Genomic DNA, 20,180 nt, shown 5'->3' with positions numbered 1-20,180 from the left:
AACCACACAGAACCAGTGTGGGAGCGGGCTTGCTCGCGAAAGCGGTGTATCAGTTGCCGGATATATTGACTGACACACCGCATTCGCGAGCAAGCCCGCTCCCACATTTAGATCTTTGTCGCTCAGGAGGTCCAGGACGGCTCGCGATCGGTCTGCACCCCATAACGCTTTATCGCCTGCTGGCAAACCTGCCTGTCCAGACTCCCCTGCTCTACTAACGCCGTCAGCGCCGCCAGCACGATGTGATGGCGGTCCACCTCGAAGAAATCCCGCAACGCCGCCCGGGTATCGCTGCGACCAAAGCCATCCGTCCCCAGCACGGTGTAAGCCGAATCCACGTACGACCCAAGCATCTGCGGCACCGCCCTTACATAGTCAGATACCGCCACCACCGGCGCGCCCTTGGGCAAACACTCCGCCAGGTGGCTGCGCCGCGCCGGCTGTTGCGGATGCAGGCGGTTCCAGCGTTCCACGTCACGGGCGTCCCGGGCCAGTTCGCTGAAGCTGGTGACACTGAACACTTCAGCGTCAACCTGCCAATCCTCCGCCAACAATTGCGCCGCTGCCTGGGCTTCGCGCACCAGCGTGCCGGAGCCGAGCAACCGGACCTTACCGCCAGGCTGCCCGCTCAGCCGGTACATGCCTTTGATGATCGCCGCTTCGACGCCTTCCGGCAGGCTCGGCTGCGGGTAGTTTTCGTTCATCAGGGTCACGTAGTAGAACTCGTCCACATCGTGCTCCAGCATCTGGCGCATGCCATGGTCGAGGATCACCGCAAACTCGCCGGCAAACGCCGGGTCGTAGGCGCGGCAATTGGGCACGGTGGCGGCCATCAGGTGGCTGCTGCCGTCCTGGTGCTGCAAGCCTTCGCCACCCAGGGTGGTGCGCCCGGCAGTGGCGCCCAGCAGGAAACCTCGGGCACGCTGGTCGGCCGCGGCCCAGATGAGGTCCCCCACGCGCTGGAAACCGAACATCGAGTAATAGATATAGAACGGCAGCATCCGCAGGCCATGCACCGAATAACTGGTGGCCGCCGCGACCCAGGAACTGATGGCGCTGGCTTCGCTGATGCCTTCTTCAAGGATCTGCCCGTCGGTGGCTTCGCGGTAGCTGAGGATCGAGCCGATGTCTTCGGGCTCGTAGCGCTGGCCGACGCTGGAATAGATGCCGATCTGCTTGAACAGGTTGGCCATGCCGAAGGTGCGCGCTTCGTCGGCGACGATGGGCACGATGCGCGGGCCGAGGGCCTTGTCCTTGAGCAGATTGGTGAGCATGCGCACAAAGGCCATGGTGGTGGACATTTCCTTGCCCTCCGCCTGGGTGGCAAACGCGCCGTAGCCCGACACCGGCGGGACACTCACGCTGGGCGCCTGCTGGCCACGGCTCGGCACATACCCGCCGAGGGTGGCGCGGCGTTGGTGCAAGTAGCGCATTTCGAGGCTGCCTTCAGCGGGCTTGTAGAAGCTCAGGGATTCGGCCTGTTCATCCGACAGCGGCAACTGGAAGCGATTGCGGAAGGCGATCAAGGCCTCGCGGTCGAGCTTCTTCTGCTGGTGGGTGGTCATCTTGCCCTGCCCGGCCTCGCCCATGCCAAAGCCCTTTTTGGTCTGGGCCAGGATCACCGTGGGTTTGCCGGCGACCCGGCGCGCCGCGTGATAGGCCGCGTGGATCTTGACCATGTCATGGCCGCCACGCTTGAGCCGGTCGATCTGCTCGTCGCTCAGGCCCTCGACCAGTTTGGACAGCGCCTCGCTCTGGCCGAAGAAATGTTCGCGGTTGTAGGCGCCGTCCTTGGCGGCGAAGGTCTGGAATTGTCCGTCCACCGTCTGCGACAGGGTGCGCGCCAGCTCGCCGTCGGTGTCCTTGGCCAGCAAGGCGTCCCAGTCCGAGCCCCAGACCAGCTTGATCACGTTCCAGCCGGCACCGGCGAACAACGCCTCCAGCTCGTCGATAATTCGCCCGTTGCCACGCACCGGGCCGTCGAGCCGTTGCAGGTTGCAGTTGACCACCCAGGTCAGGTTGTCCAGGCCTTCACGGGCGGCCAGGGTGAGGGCCGACATGCTTTCCGGTTCGTCCATCTCGCCGTCGCCGAATACGCCCCATACGTGGCGGTCGGTGCTGTCCTGCAAGCCGCGGTGTTGCAGGTAGCGCATGAACCGCGCCTGGAAAATCGAGCTGATGGGGCCAATGCCCATGGACCCGGTGGGAAATTGCCAAAAGTCCGGCATCAACCACGGATGGGGATAGCTGGACAAACCTCGGGCGCCCGCCTTGCCTGCACCGATTTCCTGGCGATAGTGGGCCAGGTCGGCCTCGCTCAGGCGCCCTTCAAGGAAGGCGCGAGCATAGATGCCGGGGGCGGAATGCGGCTGGTAGAACACCAGGTCGCCGCCAAAACTGTCGCTTCGGGCCCGGAAAAAGTGGTTGAAGCCCACCTCGAACAAATCCGCCGCGCTGGCGTAGCTGGCGATATGCCCGCCCAGTTCGCCATAGGCCTGGTTGGCGCGCACCACCATGGCCAGGGCGTTCCAGCGCACCACTGAGGCCAAGCGTTCTTCGGTGGCCAGGTCGCCGGGAAACGGCGGTTGCTGCTCTACGGCGATGCTATTGATGTAGGGCGTGCCATGCCGGGGTTTCCAGGCGATGTGCGGCGCGCCGCCGGCATCCGCCAGCATGTCGAGGATCTCCCGTGCGCGCGCCGCGCCGGCGTTGGCCACCAGGGAGGCCAGGGCATCGCGCCATTCGGCCAGTTCTTCCTGGTCCATCGCTGTCTGACTCACTGCACTCGCGAAACCGTTCATGGGCACCTCCGGGCTTTTTTTCCAGTTTATGTCGGTGCCAAGGGATTTTTTGACTGTTGTGCGCCGCCTCTCGGGGACTTTTGAGCATAAATCACTGCCAATCAGCAAATTCAAAGCACGTTGTGCTTCAACTCCCGAACACCCCGCAATTGTGTTTAAAATGCCGCCCGCTCAATGACCGACGTTGCCCGATGAACCCAGACGCACTCGCCACCCTGCACACCCATTTGCTGAATGCCCTGCAAACCGTCCCCGCCGAGACCCGGCGCCTGTTTCACGGGCGTGGCCGCTGCTGGCCGGGCCTGGAGCAACTGACAGTGGACTGGCTGCAAGGCGTGGTGCTGGTCTCGCTGTTCAAGGAGCCTGAAGCCGCGGAGCTTGAGGCCTTGAAGCAGATGCTGGTGCAGATCGACTGGCGGTCATTCGGCGCCCATACCGTGGCGCTGCAACACCGCTACCTGCCGCAAAGCACCACCGAATGGCTGCTGGGCGAGGTGGTCGACGAACTGACCATCACCGAAGGCGGCTTGCGCTACCTGATCGACCTGGGCAAAAAGCAGAACAGTGGGCTGTTCCTCGACATGCGTTACGGCCGCAACTGGGTACGCGAACAGGCTCATGGCCTGCGGGTGCTGAACCTGTTCGCCTACACCTGTGGTTTCTCCGTGGCGGCCATCGAAGGCGGCGCCGAGCATGTGGTGAACCTGGACATGGCCCGTGGCGCCCTGAGCCGGGGTCGCGACAATCACCGCCTGAACGGCCACGACCTGAGCAAGGTGACGTTCCTCGGCCACGACCTGTTCAAGTCCTGGGCCAAGGTCACCAACAGCGGCCCGTACGACCTGGTGATCATCGACCCGCCCTCGTTCCAGAAAGGCAGTTTCCTTTTGACCAAGGACTACCAGCGGGTGCTGCGTCGCCTGCCGGATTTGCTCACGGCCCAGGGTACGGTGCTGGCGTGCATGAACGACCCGGCGTTCGGCGAAGACTTCCTGATCGACGGCGTAACCCGCGAAGCGCCTGGCCTGCGCTTTGACCAGCGGCTGGAAAACCCGCCGGAATTCCCCGATATCGACCCGCAAAGCGGATTAAAGGCACTGGTGTTTCGCCAAGGCTGATGCCGAAACGTCCTGCGCTTGCTACGCTTAACCTACGCCGGGTGGTGAACCTTATCCCACCCTTCCCGGTCGATACCTGCACACTCTGGCCAGATTCGACGGTGCTACCCCGTCGGCTGCCCTGTTTCACCTTTTGGAGAACGCCCCTGTGATATCGACCCTGCATGTAGCCCGTCTCAAGGCCTGGGGCGCCCATGGTTTTACCGCCACCGGCGTGGTGCTGGCCTTCCTGGCCACCCTGGCACTGCTCGACAACCAGCCCAAGGCTTGCCTGCTGTGGCTGGGCCTGGCCTTGATCGTCGATGGGGTCGACGGCTCTCTCGCGCGACGGGTGAATGTGCAAACAGTGCTGCCAAGCTTCGATGGCTCGGTATTGGACCTGGTGATTGATTACCTGACGTACGTGTTTATTCCGGCGCTGTTTATCTATCGCTATATCGCCCTGCCGGACTTCACCCCGTTGTTTACGGTGTCGGTGATTCTGGTGTCGTCGCTGTTCTGCTTCTGCAACGTCAACATGAAGAGCAAGGACAACTACTTCGTCGGCTTCCCCGCCGCATGGAACGTGGTGGCGCTGTGCGTCTATATCATCCAGCCGGAAGCCTGGGTCACCTTGCTCACCGTGATCGGCCTGGCGTTGCTGACCGTGACGCCGATGAAGTTCCTGCACCCGTTCCGGGTCAAGCGCTTCATGCCGATCAATATTGCCGTGACCACCATCTGGTTGCTGTGCAGCCTGCTGCTGGTGATCGACTTCCCGTACACCAATCGCCTGACCCTGGGCCTGTGGTTGCTGATGTCGGCGTACTTCCTGGGGATCTGCATCTGGCGGACCGCACTGGAGTGGGTCGAAACACATAAATAGCCAAGCAGGCACGGTTGAAATGTGGGAGCGGGCTTGCTCGCGAATGCGGTGGATCAGCCACTCTATCCGGTGACTGACACTGCGCATTCGCGAGCAAGCCCGCTCCCACATTTGGATCGCCTCGACCCAGGGTTATGGGTAAGATACCGGCCTTTCGCGCAGCCCTTGCTGCGCCCTGCCGACTAAGTCTTGCCCATGCCTTTCGAACTCAGCGTTGACCTCACCACCCTGGCGATCCTCGCCGTGGTTGCCTTTATCGCCGGTTTCATCGACGCCATCGCCGGCGGTGGCGGCCTGCTCACCACGCCCGCCCTGCTGACCGCCGGCATGCCGCCCCACCTGGTGCTGGGCACCAACAAACTCAGTTCCACCTTCGGCTCGGCCACTGCCAGCTTTACCTTCTACCGGCGCAAGCTGTTTCATCCGCGCCAGTGGGTGCACGCCATCGTCGGCACCCTGGTCGGTGCACTCACCGGCGCGGTCGTGGCCCATTACCTGCCGGCAGAAACCCTGAACAAGATGCTCCCGGTGATTGTGTTCGGCTGCGGTTTGTATTTGCTGTTCGGCGGCACGCCCAAGGCGGCGCTGGACAACGACGCACCGATCAAGAAGAAATGGCAGTCCACCCAGGGCTTTGGCCTGGGTTTCTACGACGGCGTCGCCGGCCCGGGCACCGGGGCCTTCTGGACCGTGAGTACCATGCTGTTGCACCCCATCGACCTGGTAAAGGCCAGCGGCGTGGCGCGCAGCATGAACTTCGTCAGCAACGCGGCGGCGCTGACGGTGTTCATTTTCAATGGCTCGGTAGACTGGATTGTCGGCCTGTGCATGGGCGTGTCGGTGATGTGCGGCGCGTTTTTTGGCGCACGCAGCGCCATCAGCGGCGGCGCCAAGTTCATTCGCCCGGTGTTCATCACCGTGGTGCTCGGCCTGACGGTGCGCCTAGCCTGGCAGCACTGGTTCAGCGCGGCCTAGGCGACGAGCCAGGTAGAGGTCGATCAGGTAGCGCGCAATCGAGCGCGACGCCGGCAACGGCGGCAGTTCATGGATGTTGAACCACTGCGCGTCTTCGATCTCGTCAGCCTGGGGCACGATGTCGCCGCCGGCGTACTCGGCGTGAAAGCCCAGCATCATCGAGTGCGGGAACGGCCAGCACTGGCTGCCCATGTACTGGATGTTCTTGACCTCCACCTGCACTTCTTCACGCACTTCGCGAATCAGGCAGTCCTCGGCCGACTCGCCCGGCTCGGCAAACCCCGCCAGGGTACTGTAGACACCCGTGACAAAGCGCGGCGAACGGGCCAGCAGGATCTCGTCGCCACGGGTCACCAACACGATCATGCTCGGCGAGATCCGCGGGTAGCTGCGCAGGTCACAGGCCTGGCAGAACATCGCCCGCTCCCGTGGCACCTGCACCATCGCCTGGCCGCAACTGCCGCAAAAACGATGCTCCCGGGCCCAGGTGCCGATTTGCGCGGCGTAGCCCAGGACTTTGTACAGCGTGTGATCGCCCTGCAGCATGAATGCCCGCAGGCCCTGCCAGCCGCAGCCCGGCACGTCGGCGGGGCTGTTGAGTTCCAGCAGGTACACCGGCTCGCCGTCCAGGTGGCCGATGCCATGCTCGGCGAACACCGAGAGGTCCTGGCGCTTGAGCCATTCCCGGGGAAACAGCGGGCCGTTCTGGTGGTGTAAAAAGCCTTCACGGCTGCGGGCCACGGCCCAGCCGCCCGGGGCGTCATTGTCCAGCAGCGTTGTGGTAATCCAGCCTGGGGTCATGTTCAGTCAATCCACGAAGTCGGGTTTCTGCTTGCTCATATGGGCCGCGATGGCCACGCGCAGGTCGTTGGATTGCAACATAGCTGAGTTCCAGGTGGCAACGTATTCCAAACCGTCATTGATCGTGTGGTCACGCATGTAGCTGATCATCGCCTTGGTGCCGGTGACCGCGATCGGTGATTTGGCGGCTATTTCCCGGGCGATTTCCAGCACGCCGGCCAGCAGGCTCTGGTGATCGCTGTACACCCGATTCACCAGGCCGATGCTGCGGGCCTCTTCGGCGCCGAACTGGCGGCCGGTGTAGGCCAGCTCGCGCAGCATGCCGTCGCCGACGATGCGCGGCAGGCGTTGCAGGGTGCCGACGTCGGCGGCCATGCCGATGTCGATTTCCTTGATGGAGAATTGCGCATCTTCGGCGGCGTAGCGCATGTCACAGGCGCTGATCAGGTCGATGGCGCCGCCGATGCAGTAGCCATGGATCGCCGCGAGTACCGGCTTGCGGCAGTTGTCGACGGCGTTGAAGGAAGCTTGCAGTTCGAGGATCTTGCGCCGCAGCAGGCGCGCGTTGCGGCCTACGTCCTTGCCGAAGTCATTGGCCACCGAGGCCAGCATCATCAGGTCGATGCCGGAGGAGAAATGCTTGCCGGCGCCGCTGATGACTACGGCACGCACCGCGTCGGTGTCTTCGACCCATTGGAAGATGTCGATGATCTCGGTCCAGAACGCCGCGTTCATCGCGTTGATCTTTTCCGGGCGATTGAGCTGCACATGGGCGACGTTGCCGCTGAGTTCGACGACAAAGGCTTGGTATTCGGACATGGCAGTGATCCTTGACTGGCGGCTGGAATAGGGGCCGAACTATAACAAGGCACCGCGTGAGGTGGTAAGGCTGTGCAAACGCCAAATTCGGGACTGAAGAACGATGAAGATCAAATGTGGGAGCTGGCTTGCCTGCGATGGCGGTGTATCAGTTAGCAAAGATGCAAGCTGACCCACCGCCATCGCAGGCAAGCCAGCTCCCACAATGGTTTTGTGGTGTTCTTTAACTCGGCAGCCAGAGGCGGAAGCGTGCACCACCCAATGGCGAAGCCTGGGCCGTCAATGTTCCGCCCTGCGCCTCCAGCGCCCGCCGGCTGATGGCCAATCCCAGGCCAAAACCGCCAGTGGCTCGATCCCGGCTGCGATCCAGCCGGTAGAACGGCTCGAAAATCCGCTCCCGCTGGTCAACCGGAATGCCAATACCGTCATCATCCACGCAAATCTCGCACCCCCTGGGACACACCTTCACCCCCACCTGAATTCGCCGCTCGCAATACCGCATGGCGTTGCGCAGCAGGTTTTGCAGGGCCCGGGCGGTCAGGCGCGGGTCCAGGGTGAAGCGTTCCACGGCGCAGTCCAGCACCACGTCCATCACGATATCGGGGTTTTCCAGTTCGTCGTCGACGCTGCCCAGGATGCTGTCGATGAACTCATCCAGCACCACTTCCACCCGCTCGGGTGTTTGCGCCGGGTTTTGCAAACGGCTGTAGGAGAGCAGCTCCAGCACCAGCTCATCCAGCTCGCGAATGTGCGCCACCAACCCTTGCAGCCGCTCACGGCTGGCCGCCGGGAGGTCGTCGGACAGCGCCAGGGCCAGGCCGAAGTCCAGGCGCGTCAGCGGCGTACGCAGTTCATGGGAGACGGCATTGAGCAAGTCGCGTTGCTGGTTGAGCAGCTGTTCGATGTCGTTGGCCATGGTGTCGAACACCGCCGCCAGGCTGCCGATGTTGGAGCTGGGCGGGATTTTTGTGCGGGCCGCAAGGTTGCCCTGGCCGAGTTGCGCGGCGGTGCTTTTCAGGCGCTCCAGGTCGCGCCAGTGGGGCCGCAGCCAGAACAGCAGGCATGCCAGCAGCGCCGCGCCGATCAGCACGTTCATGCTCCAGTACAGCAGGTTCATGTCCAGCGGGTCCGGCGGTACCGAGACCTTGACCACCAACTGGTCGTCCAGGGCCGAGCTGACGTCGTCCGCCCAGCCCCACTCGCCCAGGCGAATCACCATCTGGTCTTTTTCCAGCAGGCGCTGTTCTTCAGGGGTGTAGCTGGCGTCCTGGATACGCAGCAGTTGCACCTTCAGCGGCGCGAAATCCGCCGACAGTCGCACGGTGACATTGGCCCACTGCTCCATCGGCACCCGTCGATACTCCTTGACGATCAGGCTCTGCATGCCTCGGGACTGCTCGATGTTGTAGTTCATGTAACGGTGTTCAAACAGCTGGATCACCGCCCGGGGCACCAGGTAAATCGCGGCGGCGAAGGTGACGATGGTGATCAGGTACAGCCGAATCAGGACGCGAAACATGGCTCAGCATTCCCACTCGGAACGGCTGAACAGGTAGCCCTTGCCCCACACCGTCTTGATCTTGCGCGCCTCGCCCGCGTGGTCGTCGAACTTGCGCCGCAGCTTTGAAATCGCCACGTCCACCGAACGGTCGGTGCCGTTGAACTCGATGCCGCGCAGGCGTTGCAGGATCTGGTCGCGGCTGAGCACTTCGCCGGCGTGCCGGGCCAGCACCACCAGCAGGTTGTATTCCCCGCTGGACAGCTCAACCGGCTGGCCGCGCCAGGTCACGGTACGTTCCGACAGGTCGATGCACAGGTTGCCCATCAGGATCTGGTCGTTGGCCACCTGGGGTTCGGTGAGGCTGCTGCGGCGCAGCAAGGTTCGCACCCGCGCCAGCAATACCCGCGGCTCGCAAGGTTTGGTGACGTAGTCGTCGGCGCCCATTTCCAGGCCCAACACCTGGTCATGGCTGTCGTCGCGGGCGGTGAGCATCAGGATCGGCAGCGTGGCCGAGTCGGCCCGCAGCAACCGGCACACCTGCAGGCCGTCAAGGCCCGGCAGCATCAGGTCGAGGATCACCAGGTCCGGCGGGTTGAGTCGCGCACGCTCACGCACGTGGTCGCCACGGCTGAGCACGCTGACGTGATAGCCGTTGCGTTCCAGGTAACTGGCGATCAATTCGGAGAGCGCGGCGTCGTCTTCCACCAGAAGAATGTTGGGCATGGTATTTCCAAATAATACAATTTCTGAGTAGTACGCAAATCCAATGTGGGAGCGGGCTTGCTCGCGAAAGCGGTGTTTCAGTTAACGCACACGGCGACTGACACACCGCCTTCGCGAGCAAGCCCGCTCCCACATTTGATCTTCGGTATCAGGAAGATCGTGTAAGGTTCGGCGGTTATGAAGGATATACGCCCGCGTGCATCTGTGGGTCGCACCTTACATTTCTTCACACACCACCTACAGAGCTTCACAGCACTGTGGCGGGGGCGCCCGTAGGATGCGCCAGTCAATATTGGGATATGAGCATGTCGAAGAATCTGTTTGCGCCGTTTTGCCTGTTGGCCCTGACACTGGCGTTGAGCGCGTGTGGCAAGTCGGCGGACGACGCCGCCGAGGCGCCGCTGGCCAAGGTGCGGATCGAAACCCTGGAAGCCAAGCCCCTGTCCATCACCAGCGAGTTGAGCGGACGGATTGCCGCGCCACGCATCGCCGAAGTGCGCGCCCGGGTGGCCGGCGTGGTGTTGCAACGGGTGTTCCAGGAAGGCCATGACGTCAAACAGGGCGATGTGCTGTTCCGGATTGACCCGGCGCCGTTCAAGGCCGACCTCGACAGCGCCCAGGCCAGCCTGCGCAAGGCCGAGGCCAATGCATTCCAGGCGCGCCTGCAAGAGCAGCGCTACAGCCAACTGGTGGAAGGCAACGCCATCAGCGGCCAGGAATACGACAACGCCCGCGCCGCCGCCCGGCAAACCGCCGCCGATGTGGCCGCCAACCAGGCCGCCGTGCAGCGCGCCAAATTGAACCTGGGTTATGCCACCGTGACTGCGCCGATTTCCGGTCGGATTGGCCGTGCGCTGGTGACCGAAGGTGCGCTGGTGGGCCAGAACGAAGCCACACCGATGGCGCTGATCCAGCAACTGGACCCGATCCACGCCGACCTGACCCAATCCACCCGCGAGCTGAACGACCTGCGCCGGGCCTTTCGCGCCGGGCACTTGAAGCAAGTCGGCCAGGACCAGGCCAAGGCCACGCTGATCCAGGATGACGGCAGCCTGTACCCGCTGCCGGGCAAGTTGCTGTTCGCCGAGATCAGCGTCGACCCGGGCACCGGGCAGATCATCTTGCGCAGCGAGTTCCCCAACCCGGATCTCGACCTGCTGCCCGGCAGCTTTATCCGCGTGCGCCTGGAGCAAGCCGTCGACCAGCAAGGCATCAGCGTGCCGCAACGGGCGATCACCCGCGACAGCGCCGGGATCCCGATGGTGTTACTGCTGGACGCCGAGCAAACCGTGAGCCAGCAGCCGGTAGAACTGGGTTCGGTGGTCAATGACCGCTGGGTGGTGACCCGCGGCCTGAAGGCCGGTGACCGTATCGTCGTCGAAGGCCTGCAACACGCCCGCCCTGGCGAGAAAGTCCAGGTCGACGACAGCCCCGCGCCCATCGCCCAGGCATCCGGCCAATAAGGATCGTTAAACATGCCGCAGTTCTTTATTGACCGCCCGATCTTCGCCTGGGTGGTCGCCCTGTTTATCCTGCTGGCCGGCGCCCTCGCCATCCCGCAGTTGCCGGTGGCGCAGTACCCCAACGTCGCGCCGCCGAAAGTCGAGATCTATGCGGTGTACCCGGGTGCCTCCGCGCAAACCCTGGACGAAAGCGTGGTCAGCCTGATCGAGCAAGAGCTTAACGGCGCCGATCACCTGCTGTATTTCGAATCCCAGAGCAGCCTCGGTTCGGCCACCATCACCGCCACCTTTCAGCCGGGCACCGACCCGGAGATGGCCCAGGTTGACGTGCAAAACCGTCTCAAGGCGGTGGAGCCGCGCCTGCCCCAAGCCGTGACGCAGCAAGGCTTGCAGGTGGAGAAAGTCTCCGCCGGCTTCCTGCTGCTGGTGACCCTGACCTCCAGTGACGGCAAGCTCGATGACGTGGCGCTCAGCGATTACCTGGCGCGCAACGTGATGAACGAACTCAAGCGCCTGGACGGTGTGGGCAAGGCCCAGCTGTACGGCGCCGAACGCGCAATGCGCATCTGGATCGACCCGCAGAAGCTGATCGGCTTCAACCTGACCCCGGCCGACGTCAACGCGGCGATTGCGGCGCAGAACGCCCAAGTGTCGGCCGGCAGCATCGGCGATTTGCCGGGCACCAGGACCCAGGAAATCACCGCGTCGATCCTGGTGAAAGGCCAACTGTCGACCCCGGCCGAATTTGCCGACATCGTGCTCAAGGCCAACCCGGACGGTTCCACCGTGCGCGTCGGTGACGTGGCGCGGGTGGAAATCGGCAGCCAGGAATACCAGTTCTCCACCCGCCTGAACGGCAAGCCGTCCACCGCCGTCAGCGTGCAGCTGTCACCGGGCGCCAACGCCTTGAGCACCGCAACCCTGGTGCGGGCGAAGATGGACGAACTGGCGCGCTACTTCCCGGCCAACGTCGAATACAAGATCCCTTACGACACTTCGCCATTCGTGAAGGTCTCGATCACCAAGGTGGTGTACACCCTGGGCGAGGCGATGTTGCTGGTGTTTGCGGTAATGTTCCTGTTCCTGCAAAACATCCGCTACACATTGATCCCGACGCTGGTAGTGCCCATCGCGCTGATGGGCACCTTTGCAACGATGCTGTTGCTGGGCTTCTCGATCAACGTGCTGACCATGTTCGGCATGGTGCTGGCCATCGGCATTTTGGTGGACGATGCGATTGTGGTGGTGGAGAACGTCGAGCGGATCATGGTCACCGAGGGCCTGTCGCCCAAGGAGGCCACCCGCAAGGCCATGGGCCAGATTACCGGGGCGATTGTCGGTATCACGCTGGTGCTGGTGGCGGTGTTCCTGCCGATGGCGTTCATGCCGGGTTCGGTAGGCGTGATCTATCAGCAGTTCTCGTTGTCGATGGCCACCTCGATCCTGTTTTCGGCATTCCTCGCCCTGACCTTGACCCCAGCCCTGTGCGCGACCTTGCTCAAGCCGATTGCCAAGGGCGAGCACCATGAGAAAGGCGGGTTCTTCGGCTGGTTCAACCGGCGCTTCGAGCAGTTCACCGACCGCTATGAAGGCTGGGTGGCCTACGCCCTCAAGCGCAGCGGGCGTTACCTGTTGATCTATCTGGTGCTGGTGGTGGGGCTTGGGGTGTTGTTCGCCCGCCTGCCCTCGTCCTTCCTGCCGGTGGAAGACCAGGGCTACACCATCACCGATATCCAGCTGCCGCCGGGTGCCAGCAAAAACCGCACGGTGCAGGTGGCCGAGCAGATCGAGGCACACAACGCCGGCGAGCCAGGCGTGGGCGATACCACGATGATCATGGGTTTCAGCTTCTCCGGTTCGGGGCAGAACGCCGCGCTGGCGTTTACCACGCTCAAGGACTGGTCGGAACGCAGCAGCAAGGATTCCGCCGCGGCCATTGCGGACCGTGCCAACGCGGCTTTCAGTGAGCTGAAGGACGCGATTGCCTATGCAATCCTGCCACCGCCGGTGGATGGCCTTGGCACCTCCAGTGGTTTCGAGTTCCGCCTGCAGGACCGTGGTGGCGTCGGCCATGCCGCGTTGATGGAGGCCCGCACCGAACTGCTGGCCGCTGCCGAGAAAAGCCCGATCCTGGCCAACGTGCGTGAAAGCGCCCTGGCCGAAGCTCCGCAAGTACAGCTTGAGGTGGACCGCAAGCAAGCCAATGCCCTGGGTATTTCCTTTGCCGATATCGGCAATGTGCTGTCCTCGGCCATCGGTTCGGCCTATATCAACGACTTCCCCAACCAGGGCCGCATGCAGCGGGTGGTGGTGCAGGCCGAAGGTGATCAGCGCAGCCAGGTGGCCGACCTGATGAAGATCCATGTGCGCAACAATGCCGGGAAGATGGTGCCGCTGTCGGCCTTCGTCGAGGCGCGCTGGATTCAGGGCCCCGCCCAGTTGACCCGCTACAACGGCTACCCGGCCATCGCGATTTCCGGTGAATCGGCACCGGGCCACAGTACCGGCGAGGCGATGGAGGAAATCCAGCGCCTGGTCAGCCAACTGCCCGCCGGCCTGGGCCAGGAATGGACTGGCCTGTCGTTGCAGGAACGCTTGTCCGGCTCCCAGGCCCCGCTGCTGCTCGGTTTGTCGCTGCTGATCGTGTTCCTGTGCCTGGCGGCGCTGTATGAGAGCTGGTCGATTCCGACCTCGGTGCTGCTGGTGGTGCCCCTCGGCGTGCTCGGCGCGGTATTGGCCGTAAGCTTGCGCGGGATGCCCAACGATGTGTTCTTCAAGGTCGGCCTGATTACGATCATTGGGCTGTCGGCGAAGAACGCGATCCTGATCATCGAGTTTGCCAAGGACCTGTATGACCAGGGTGAAGACCTGATCGACGCCACGTTGAAAGCCGCACGCCTGCGCCTGCGGCCGATCATCATGACGTCCCTGGCGTTCATCCTCGGCGTGGTGCCGTTGGCGATTGCCACGGGCGCCAGCTCGGCCAGCCAGCAGGCCATCGGTACCGGGGTGATCGGCGGCATGATTACCGCGACGCTGGCGGTGGTGTTTGTGCCGGTGTTCTTCGTCGTGGTCATGAAGCTGGTGCGCAAGCGCCACACGTAATAAATGCGCTATGGTGCTTACACATCCCTGATTTGTGAGCGCCATGCCCTTCCTCGCACGCACCCACCCTCGCCTGTCCTCCGCCGCCGTCCTGGGCCTGGCGGTGGGGCTCCTGGCTCCCGCCGACACGATCATCAGCAAAATCCTCATCGGCTGGAACGCCGGGGTCTGGACCTACCTGGTGCTGATGCTGTGGCTCACCAGCCATTCCCGGGCCGACGACGTGAAACGCATCGCCGAGATCGAGGACGAGAACGCCGGCCTGGTGTTGTTCATGGTGTGCATCGCGGCGATTGCCAGCCTGGCGACCATCACCCTGAACCTGGTGGGCACCAAGGACCTGAGCGATAGCCAGCGCCTGTTGCATTACGGCTTCACCGGCCTGACGGTGGTTGGCTCATGGCTGCTGATCGGGGTGATTTTCAGCGTGCACTATGCGCGCCTGTATTACACCTGGGACGGCCCCGAGCCGGCACTGCGCTTTGCCGAGGATTTACGCACGCCCAATTACTGGGACTTCCTGTACTTCTCGTTCACCATCGGCGTGGCGGTGCAAACGGCGGATGTCGGGGTTGCCACGCGTACCATGCGCAAGGTGGTGCTGGGGCAATCGTTGATCGGGTTTCTGTTCAACACGGCGATCCTGGGGTTCTCGATCAACATCGCCGCCGGATTGTTTGGATGAAGCTGCACAAACCTTCTAGACGCTAAGCCCCTGCAGGAGCGAGCTTGTTCGCTCCTGCAGTGTTCCATTCCATAGGTATTTTATGGCCGCCCACAACTGGATCGACCTGGCTCAGGACGCCGACACCGGCATCGAGACCCTGCGCGCGCATTTCGAGGGCCACGCCTACGACCCGCACTGGCACGACAGCTACCTGGTGGGCGTCACGGAACAAGGTGTGCAGCAGTTCAACTGCCGGCGCACCCGCCATAACAGCGTGCCCGGCCAGGTGTTCCTGGTGGAGCCCGGCGAGCTGCACGACGGCGATGCGCCCACGGCGGACGGTTTTACCTACCACATGCTTTACCTCGACCCGCAGTGGTTGGCGCGGGAAGTCAGCGCAGTGTTCGAAGAAGCGCCGCTCGACAGCCAGCTGGGGTTTGCCAGCACCCTGGCCAGCGACCCGCGCCTGGCCCTGGCCACCAGCCGGGCCTTCCAGACCTTGCACGGAGGTGAGCTGCGCATCGTGCGGCAACAGGCGATGGACCAACTGCTCGAACGCCTCACTGCGCAACTGCACTGGCGCACCCGCTACCATGAAGACCCTCGCCTGCCACGGGTGGCGCACAAGGCCCGGGAATACCTGCATGCGCACCTGCAGCAAGATGTGGGCATGGATGAACTGGCGCTGGCCTGCGGCGTCGATCGCTTTCGCCTTACCCGCGCCTTCAAGAGCGCCTTCGGCCTGCCACCCCATGCCTACCTGGTGCAACTGCGCCTGGCCCGCGCCCGGCATTGGCTGGCCAACGGCAAGCAACCCGCCGACGTAGCGATTGCCCTGGGCTTTGCCGACCAGAGTCACCTGGGGCGCTGGTTCGTGAGGGCGTATGGCCTGACGCCGGCGGCGTATCGCAAGCGGTGTTCAAGCGTTTTGCAGCGCTAGCTGCGCCACCACCACTCGTCGGCACTGTCAATTCTCACAGGTTCGCCACGCCCCCCGATAGGTGTTTGATCTTCTTGTCAGCAGTCGGCCACTCAGGGCCGCGCCTCATTCAAGGAAGCCTGTCCATGCCCAATTTTCCCATAGCCCCGGATAATGCGCCGCTGGGCGACAACAACCCGCCCGGCAACGCCCTCGTGCTGCATAACCCATCGTCAGGCCTGGCGTCGCGCCGCGTCGAAGACCTCGACCCACCCAAGTCGGCCTATCCGTCGGTCCCGCTGGATGCCACGCTGTATCCTGAAAGAGGGGTCTACGGCCTGGGAATCCGCCACGTGCGCCCCTTTGCCCAGTGGACCTTCGAACGCTGGTTCAACTTCAATTACGACTTCTACGCCCTCTACCTCAACGACCTGGTCAATGCAGTCGCCGCCGATATTGCGCTTGAAGACCGGGACCGTTACGACTTGTTCGTCCCCGAAGAATTCATCCCCGAAGGCGACGTCCAGATATACGGCCGCGTAGTGCGGGCCGGCAGCGGCCAGGAGAGTACGTCGCCGCTGCAAACCATCCTGATCAAGACCACCCGCCCCGGTGGCCGCGATAACGACCCCGGCAGCAAATGGCACCCGGGCCTGGTGATGACGGTGGAAGGCCTGCCTGAGGGCTCCACCGTTAATATAGATAATGCCAACAGCGGGGTCTGGTGCCTGATCCAGCGCTATGAAAACCTGCGCCAGAATGACCAGATCGAGCTGTCGTGGGATGGGGTTTTAGTCACGCATATCGTCAGCCCGGCCGAAGTCGCGGGTTCAGGGCCGATTCGCGTCTTTGTCTCCAGGGACATCATTTTGCAGGGGGGGCATTTCGGCAAGCTGACCCTGCGGTTTCGGGTCTCGGACGTGGTGCAAAACTTCTCCGGGGATAAATACCAGTATTCCAAACCCTACTTCCTGGACAGCGAGCTGGATCCAAACCTGCTTTCTGCACCGATCTTCCTGGTGGATGGCGAAGAGGCGACCCAGATCGACTTCGATACCCAGAGCGAGGCAACCTTCGAAGTGCTGGTGACGGTGCCTCGGCAAACCCCGGCGCCCCTGCCGCGGCACCAATTGGCGGTGACGTTGTTCGGTACCCTGGGCGACGGTTCGACCCAGGTGTTCCCCTTGGCCCCGGTGGTGGACAGAAACCTCAGCGTTGAATTTGTCACCGTCGACCGGGAGATTATCGAACAACTGGTGGGCGGGTCCTTCCGGGTCTCGTTCCAGTGGCTGAAAAACGACGGCCGCGTGGAGCAATCCGGCAGTACCTCCGTCAGCGTGGTGGGCACGCCGGTGGCGATGCCGGCAGTGACGGTCGCACCGATCGAGGTGGGGCTGATCGAGCCCGATCAGGACATCACCGTGCAGATCCCCTTCTACGAACCCCACAACCCGGACTGGCTGGAAACCCTGGTGATCGAACATATCCGTCCTGGCGGCGGCGGCGAAGACTACGTGGAAGAACAACTGGCGGGCGCCCAGGGCGGCACGCGCTACGTCAGCAAAGAGCACCTGAAACAGTTTGAAGGCGTGGGCGACATCGCATTTTATTACCTGGTCAACGATGGCGCCGGCCACGTCCTGGACGGCAACGCATTGACCACTCGCAAGTCCCGCGAGCTGTTCGCCCACGTGGGTGAACGCATCGGCAACATGCCGACTGCACACCTGGAAGGCGCCCTGGGCAACAACATCGACCCCAGCCATGTGACCACGCCCACCTTGCTGCTGACCCTGCCCCTGACCTTGCCCGCCCCGCACGGGCAGACCGAAGAAGGTGACCTGATCCACTGGAACGCCATCGGCTCCGGCCTTGACGGCTCGGCCAGTGGCGTTGTAAGCATCAACGGCGGCACGGCAGGCAAGCCCCTGGTTTTCCCGGTGAGCCGGGCGATCCTCGACAACAACAATAATGGCAGCCTGCGCATTACCTATAGCCTCGAACGCAGCGGCCCGCCACGCCTGGTATTGCGCTCCGAGGTGCTCAACCTGACCGTGGGCCGCGGCGTGCAACTGGACCGTCCGGTTATCGACGGCGCCACCCTGTTCCCCGACGCACTCAACCCCCTGGCCGCATTGAGCGGCGCCAAGGTCATCGTGAGATACCGGCCGATGCAGGCCACCGACCAGATCAAGGTCGACTGGTTGAGCCGCGACGGGCTGGGCAGTGCCACCGAGTACACCCTGGGCAACCCGTCCACCAACGAAGTATTCGTGACCATCCCGGCGCGCACCATCGCCAGGGGTATTCGCCCCGGTGGCAACCAGATCAGCGTGCAATACCACTTCAACCGTGGCGCCTTTCCGTACCCTTCGGACACTGTCGACCTGCACCTGCTTCCCCTCACCGGGCTGCCCACACCGACGATCGACGGCATTGGCGACAGCACCCTGCTCGACCTGTCGAAACTCAATGACCAGGCCCGCTCCCGTGTATCCGTCTGGCCGTTTATCGATGCCGGGCAGTTTATGTGGATGAGTTGGGAGGGCACGTTTGCCGACGGCAGCCCGTACCGCGAGGACACCTACACCGCCAACCTGGTCACCGAAAACGGTGCCGCCAACGGTATCTCGCCACCCGCGCCAGTGGACAAACTGCAGCGCTTGATGGATGGCTCGCACCTGACCATCCGCTTCTGGGTCAGCCTGGCAGAAAGCCCCGACAAGAACACCGCCGTGCTGTTTGGCGTGCGTGAACACCGTGTGCAAACCCTGCCCGCCGTGCTGCCACACCCACGGTTCAACGACCAGCCCGGGGCAACGCTGACCATTCAGCCGCTGGACCACGTAGACAACGCCAGTGTCACGGTGGCGTATGGCGGCATGAATCCAAGCCATTCCATCCAGTTGCAATGGATTTTCCCGGATGGCGGTGTTGCGGATATTGACGCCAAGGACGGCCTGGACGGCGGTCGTGTGGATTTCGTCATTACCAATGAAGTGCTGGCAGACAGCGTCGGCAAAACCATTGAGTTGCGCTATGTCGCCACCATCAATGGCAGCCCGGTGCCTTCAGAAACGCAGGTATTGACAGTGGCCAGGATCCCGGCGGGAAGACCGCCACAACCGCGAATCAATAACATGAACAGCGGCACAACCCTGGACCTCCAGGCGTTCACCGGGGATGCACACGCCTCAGTAGCCAAATGGGAATTGAGCAAGCAAGGTCAACGTGTATGGATCACGCTGGAGGCGGCAGGTGTAGAACCTTTGTCGGTGCTGAGGGCACACGCCATTACTGCTGCTCAAGCGGCCAACGGCATCACCAACCAAGCTGTCTCCCGCAGCTGGCTGGCAAGCCTGGGGAAAAACACTACGTTCACGGTGACCTGCAAAGTGACGTATGACGGCAGTGACGATGAGTCAAAAGCCATCCCGCTCCTGCAAAGTACCTATACCGTGACATGGCTAGCGGAGGTCAAATTTATTCCTACCCTCCTCCACTCATCAAACGGGGTCGTCGTCAGCCCTGACGGGCGCCGCGTTTATGTCGCTGTTGGCGCGGGTGGTAGAACTGCGATTTACGTTATCGACACAGCAACGGACGCCATTATTCACTCGGCTTCGTATGACATTCAGTCCAGTGGGCACCTTGCAATTCACCCGGACGGATCAAGACTCTACCTGGACCTGGTCCGCACCAGCATAGCGGTAATCAGTACAACCTCCTTCGCCAGAGTTGCGACCTATGCCACCGTAAATGAAATTATAGTGGACTTGGCGATCAATACTGCAGGCACTCGGCTATATGTTACTGCGAGGAGCGGTGCTTATACTTACGACGCCGCCACCGGCAATCGGATAGCTCAAATAGCGGGTCAGTCTCGCTTCATCGCCCGCTCACCTAATAATACGCGTGCCTATCTTACGACCTATGGCGGCGGTTTCAACGCGGTTGATACGACTGTTATCAATACTGCAAACAATAGTGTTGTAACTGTCATTCAGGGAGTGATTGGGCCCATGGCTTTAAGTACCAACACCCCTCGCCTCTATTTGGCGAGAGCTGATGGCTTGGCGATAATAAACACCAACACCAACAGTTTGGTGACCGTGATTGGGGTGGGATGGGGAAGGTCGGTTGCAGTCAACCCGGTACTTCCTCATGTCTATACGGCAGGGTACAGGGTCTTCAACATATTTGACACAAATACGGACAGGCTTATAGCGACTGTACCCGTGGACATTGGGTTTGGATCTGGCAATATTGCAGTACTACCGAACGGTTCAAAAGCTTATTTCACCGACAGTGACTCGCAAGGACTCTACGTCATGCGTTATTGATTAACTAACCGAGGTATAACCGGGACAGGTCCATCTAAACCATGGACTTGTCCCTTTTTTTGTCCCCTATAGCTCTCCCG

At 62.4% G+C, this 20,180-nt stretch carries 13 protein-coding genes; 8 read left to right on the top strand and 5 right to left on the bottom strand.

Annotated features, from left to right (window positions below; genetic code table 11):
* Positions 1-122: 122 nt before the first annotated feature.
* Positions 123-2,801 carry an alpha-ketoglutarate dehydrogenase gene (gene mdeB, locus AC3WKX_RS22615; RefSeq protein ID WP_102605804.1) on the bottom strand — a complete coding sequence of 893 codons (2,679 nt, stop codon included), beginning with the start codon at positions 2,799-2,801 and terminating at the stop codon, positions 123-125.
* A gap of 191 nt (positions 2,802-2,992) precedes the next feature.
* Between mdeB and AC3WKX_RS22610 the strand changes: the two genes are divergently transcribed.
* The 3 genes from AC3WKX_RS22610 to AC3WKX_RS22600 all read left to right on the top strand — a co-directional run bounded on the left by AC3WKX_RS22610 (position 2,993) and on the right by AC3WKX_RS22600 (position 5,759).
* Positions 2,993-3,919, top strand: coding sequence for a class I SAM-dependent methyltransferase (locus AC3WKX_RS22610; protein ID WP_102369233.1), 927 nt, complete (start codon positions 2,993-2,995; stop codon positions 3,917-3,919).
* Positions 3,920-4,067: 148 nt separating this feature from the next.
* Complete coding sequence (pcsA, locus tag AC3WKX_RS22605) at positions 4,068-4,784, top strand: phosphatidylcholine synthase (protein ID WP_003208507.1); 717 nt, start codon at positions 4,068-4,070, stop codon at positions 4,782-4,784.
* Positions 4,785-4,979: 195 nt separating this feature from the next.
* Complete coding sequence (locus AC3WKX_RS22600) at positions 4,980-5,759, top strand: TSUP family transporter (RefSeq protein WP_102605805.1); 780 nt, start codon at positions 4,980-4,982, stop codon at positions 5,757-5,759.
* On the opposite strand, the gene nudC is transcribed toward AC3WKX_RS22600, so the two are convergent.
* From nudC to AC3WKX_RS22580, 4 genes are all read right to left on the bottom strand, one after another.
* Positions 5,727-6,560 carry an NAD(+) diphosphatase gene (nudC, locus tag AC3WKX_RS22595; RefSeq protein WP_102605806.1) on the bottom strand — a complete coding sequence of 278 codons (834 nt, stop codon included), beginning with the start codon at positions 6,558-6,560 and terminating at the stop codon, positions 5,727-5,729. The genes AC3WKX_RS22600 and nudC overlap by 33 nt on opposite strands.
* Before the next feature lie 6 nt (positions 6,561-6,566).
* Positions 6,567-7,379 carry a crotonase/enoyl-CoA hydratase family protein gene (locus AC3WKX_RS22590; RefSeq protein ID WP_003208502.1) on the bottom strand — a complete coding sequence of 271 codons (813 nt, stop codon included), beginning with the start codon at positions 7,377-7,379 and terminating at the stop codon, positions 6,567-6,569.
* A gap of 223 nt (positions 7,380-7,602) precedes the next feature.
* On the bottom strand, positions 7,603-8,898 hold the full coding sequence (locus AC3WKX_RS22585) for an ATP-binding protein (protein ID WP_003214046.1): 1,296 nt from the start codon (positions 8,896-8,898) through the stop codon (positions 7,603-7,605).
* A 3-nt stretch (positions 8,899-8,901) separates the two neighbouring features.
* Positions 8,902-9,603: a response regulator transcription factor gene (locus AC3WKX_RS22580; protein WP_008430287.1), complete on the bottom strand. Its 702-nt coding sequence runs from the start codon at positions 9,601-9,603 to the stop codon at positions 8,902-8,904.
* A 305-nt stretch (positions 9,604-9,908) separates the two neighbouring features.
* On the opposite strand from AC3WKX_RS22580, the gene AC3WKX_RS22575 reads away from it, so the two are divergent.
* The 5 genes from AC3WKX_RS22575 to AC3WKX_RS22555 all read left to right on the top strand — a co-directional run bounded on the left by AC3WKX_RS22575 (position 9,909) and on the right by AC3WKX_RS22555 (position 20,100).
* Positions 9,909-11,066, top strand: a complete 1,158-nt coding sequence (locus tag AC3WKX_RS22575) for an efflux RND transporter periplasmic adaptor subunit (protein ID WP_102605815.1) — start codon at positions 9,909-9,911, stop codon at positions 11,064-11,066.
* 12 nt (positions 11,067-11,078) lie between these two features.
* Entirely contained in the window at positions 11,079-14,171 is a 3,093-nt protein-coding gene (locus AC3WKX_RS22570) for a multidrug efflux RND transporter permease subunit (RefSeq protein WP_102605807.1), read from the top strand.
* A 43-nt stretch (positions 14,172-14,214) separates the two neighbouring features.
* The gene (locus AC3WKX_RS22565; protein WP_003214055.1) at positions 14,215-14,856 is read left to right on the top strand and encodes a DUF1345 domain-containing protein; all 642 of its coding nucleotides are present in this window, start codon (positions 14,215-14,217) and stop codon (positions 14,854-14,856) included.
* Positions 14,857-14,938: 82 nt separating this feature from the next.
* Entirely contained in the window at positions 14,939-15,778 is an 840-nt protein-coding gene (locus AC3WKX_RS22560; RefSeq protein WP_008431232.1) for an AraC family transcriptional regulator, read from the top strand.
* A 125-nt stretch (positions 15,779-15,903) separates the two neighbouring features.
* Positions 15,904-20,100, top strand: a complete 4,197-nt coding sequence (locus AC3WKX_RS22555) for a YncE family protein (RefSeq protein WP_102605808.1) — start codon at positions 15,904-15,906, stop codon at positions 20,098-20,100.
* Positions 20,101-20,180: the final 80 nt, after the last annotated feature.

This window comes from Pseudomonas sp. GP01-A4 (assembly GCF_058780865.1).
Note: the sequence above shows the minus strand (reverse complement) of the source record. Positions and strands in the feature narration are given on the sequence as shown.